The organism is Protofrankia symbiont of Coriaria myrtifolia (assembly GCF_900634755.1).
Taxonomy (GTDB): Bacteria; Actinomycetota; Actinomycetes; order Frankiales; family Frankiaceae; genus Protofrankia; species Protofrankia coriariae.
In genome coordinates, this window is the sequence record NZ_CAAAFS010000308.1 from 1 (window position 1) to 2695 (window position 2695).

At 75.0% G+C, this 2695-nt stretch carries 5 protein-coding genes; all 5 read left to right on the forward strand.

Annotated elements, in window-relative coordinates:
* The first annotated feature begins 110 nt into the window (after window positions 1-110).
* Window positions 111-296 carry a hypothetical protein gene (locus CM1CMNOD_RS17315; protein WP_013874881.1) on the forward strand — a complete coding sequence of 62 codons (186 nt, stop codon included), beginning with the start codon at window positions 111-113 and terminating at the stop codon, window positions 294-296.
* Window positions 293-727, forward strand: a complete 435-nt coding sequence (locus CM1CMNOD_RS17320; protein WP_013874882.1) for a hypothetical protein — start codon at window positions 293-295, stop codon at window positions 725-727. Before CM1CMNOD_RS17315 ends, CM1CMNOD_RS17320 begins: the two co-directional genes overlap by 4 nt.
* 6 nt (window positions 728-733) lie before the next feature.
* Window positions 734-1222, forward strand: coding sequence for a single-stranded DNA-binding protein (locus tag CM1CMNOD_RS17325; protein ID WP_013874883.1), 489 nt, complete (start codon window positions 734-736; stop codon window positions 1220-1222).
* 214 nt (window positions 1223-1436) lie between these two features.
* Window positions 1437-2117, forward strand: coding sequence for a hypothetical protein (locus CM1CMNOD_RS17330; RefSeq protein ID WP_202797639.1), 681 nt, complete (start codon window positions 1437-1439; stop codon window positions 2115-2117).
* A partial coding sequence (locus tag CM1CMNOD_RS17335; RefSeq protein WP_131774091.1) for a bifunctional DNA primase/polymerase occupies window positions 2114-2695 on the forward strand: 582 nt, incomplete at its 3' end. The genes CM1CMNOD_RS17330 and CM1CMNOD_RS17335, both read left to right, overlap by 4 nt.

Genomic DNA, 2695 nt, shown 5'->3' on the forward strand with positions numbered 1-2695 from the left:
GGCCGTCCTCGGCCACGTCCTCAGCCAGATCACCGCCGGCCTGGGCGAGTTCATCGCCGCCCTCTGACCTCACCGCCGCTCGCCCCAACTCCCGGACAGGAGCGCATGACATGCCCCGCAACAAGCCCACCGCCGCCCCCGACGTCACCGTCACCGCCGTCGGCACCGTCCGCCCCGGCAGCCCGCTCGACCGGCTGTTCAACCACGGCGAGTGCCTGATCGGCTGCGGCCGGCAGGCCGACGCGCCGAACGCGCTGTGCGCCACCTGCCAGGCCAAGGCCGAGGCCGACCGATGAGCGCCGCCGCCGACCTCGACACCGTTGACCGGGAGCCGCTCGCCGTCGCGCTGGCCGCGCTGCGGACCCGGCTGCACGTCCTCGACGTCACCGATCCCTTCGCGTCGCCGTTTCAGATCGGTGCGTACTGCGTCGACGTTGACGCCGAACTCCCACCCCCAACGGCGAGCGTCGACGTGCTCGCGGACATCGCCGCCGCCCTCGACGGCGCCGCCTACCTCCGGGTCGGAGACCTCCTGCCGGCGCTGGTCGCCCGCGATCCGGACACCTACGCCGGGTGGAGCACCCGGCACGTGGCCGCGGCCCTGCGCGAGCACCGCATTCACCCCGACCAGCTCAGCCCCGGCGTTCGCGTCATCCACGCCTCCGACATCGAGCACGCCCGACGGTGCGCGCGCAGCCGCACCGGCCGCCCCGCTTGGAAGGACTGACCAGCTATGGCAGGCGAAACCGTCCTCACGATCATCGGGAACCTGACCGGCGACCCGGAGTTGCGCTTCACGCCGAACGGCGTCGCGGTCGCGAGCTTCTCCGTCGCCTCGACGCCGCGGGCGTTGGACCGGGCGTCGAACGAGTGGCGCGACGGCGAGGCGCTGTTCCTGCGCTGCTCGATCTGGCGGAAGGCCGCCGAGAACGTCGCGGAGTCGCTGTCCAAGGGTGCCCGGGTCATCGTGACCGGCCGGCTCAAGCAGCGCAGCTTTGAGACCCGCGAGGGCGAGAAGCGGACCGTCTTCGAGCTGGATGTCGAGGAGATCGGCCCGTCGCTGCGATGGGCGACCGCGAAGGTCGTGCGCGCCGCCCGCGGCACCGCCGACACCACCCGCCCCGCTGCGGCGGCCCCGCCGGAGGACCCGTGGTCGACGCCGGCGCCGGTCGAGGCGGTGCAGAGCCGCCCGGCCGGCTACGACGACGAGCCGCCGTTCTGACCGATCCCTGTCCCCGGGCCGGCGGCCTCGCCCGTCGTGCTGGCCGCCGGCCCGGCCCGACCTCCCATCCTGCTCGACCTCGCCACCCCCGCGCGGCCCTCGGACGGCGCCGCGGCCTGACCCGGAAGGACTCCCGCCTGCCATGTCTACTGCCACGATCAGCCGCACCATCCGCCCTGTCGTAACGCCGTCCGTTCCGGACGCTGTGTGGTCGGTGAGTGCCGTCGACCTGTTCGACGTCCTGACCAACACGCGGCTCGCCGCCTACGACGACCCGACCCTTCCGGCCCTGTGCGCGGTCCGCCTGCACGTCGACGGCGGCCGGCTGCACGCCGTGGCCACCGACCGGTACCGCATCCACCGCGACCACGCCGAACTGACCGCCCCGGCCTCGACATCCCCGGCGGTGGGGCCGGTTCTGCTGGCCCTTCCCGACGTCACCCGCCTGGTGCGCGCGCTGCGCCCGCTGACCCGCCGCCGCGACGATCTCGGCCCGGTCGCGCTCACCGTCCCGCCGCGCGTGGCGGGGGTCGGCCGGGTCGTCAGCGTGGATCTCCCGGACTGGTCGACGCTGCGGTTCCAGGACGACACCGACGCCGGGGCCTCGTTCCCGTCGCCCGACCGGCTTGAGGCGTCCATGTCCGGCTGGCACCCGGTGGAGCAGATCCACGTCAACCCGGCGTTCCTCGCCGACTTCTCCCGGCTCGTGCATGGCGGCCGGCGGCTCGCCGGAGCGCTGGGGCTGCGCTTCCGCACCCCCAAGCCCCGCCCGGACGAGCCCGGGGACGTCTACAACGGGCCGATCAGGATCACCGTCGACGGCCGGGCCTCGTTCCACGCCGACCTCATGCCGATCCACGTCCCCGCCGCGACGTCCGCGGGCGGTCGCCGGTGAGCGGCCCGGCTCCGGCGCTGCTGGCCGCCGCCGAGTCGTACATCGAGGCGGGTTGGCCGGTGTTCGTGCTGGGCCGGACCAAGCGGCCGGTCGCGAACTGCCCCCGCTGCCGCGACGCCGGCCGAGACCACGACCCGGAAGCATGTGCGTGCCTTTCCTGCCACGGCTTCTACGCGGCCACCCTCGACCTGGACCGGGTCGCCGCGATGCTGTCGGCGGCGCCGCGGGGTCTGCTCGCGATCCGGACCGGCGCGCTGGCGGGGCTGGTCGTCGTCGACATCGACCCGGGCCACGGCGGCCGGCTCGACCCGGCGCTGATGACCCCCACGGCGGCGGTCGCCTCCGGTGGCGGGGGCTGGCATCTGTACTACGCCCACCCCGGCCCGCCGGTGCTCTCCCGCCGGCTCCCCGGCCGAACCGGGGTGGACGTCAAGGCGGACGGTGGCTACGTCGTCGCCCCGCCGTCGATCCACCCGGTGACCCGGACGCCGTACCGGTGGACGGCGCGGCAGACGGTGGGGAGATGCCCCCGCCGCTGCACGCGGCCGTCACCGCCCCCGCGGCGCCCAGCTCCCAGC

Bases quoted from the DNA above. Each gene is read 5' to 3' on its own strand.
- CM1CMNOD_RS17325 (WP_013874883.1), top strand. From the start codon at position 734: ATGGCAGGCGAAACCGTCCTCACGATCATCGGGAACCTGACCGGCGAC.
- CM1CMNOD_RS17315 (WP_013874881.1), top strand. From the start codon at position 111: ATGCCCCGCAACAAGCCCACCGCCGCCCCCGACGTCACCGTCACCGCC.
- CM1CMNOD_RS17320 (WP_013874882.1), top strand. From the start codon at position 293: ATGAGCGCCGCCGCCGACCTCGACACCGTTGACCGGGAGCCGCTCGCC.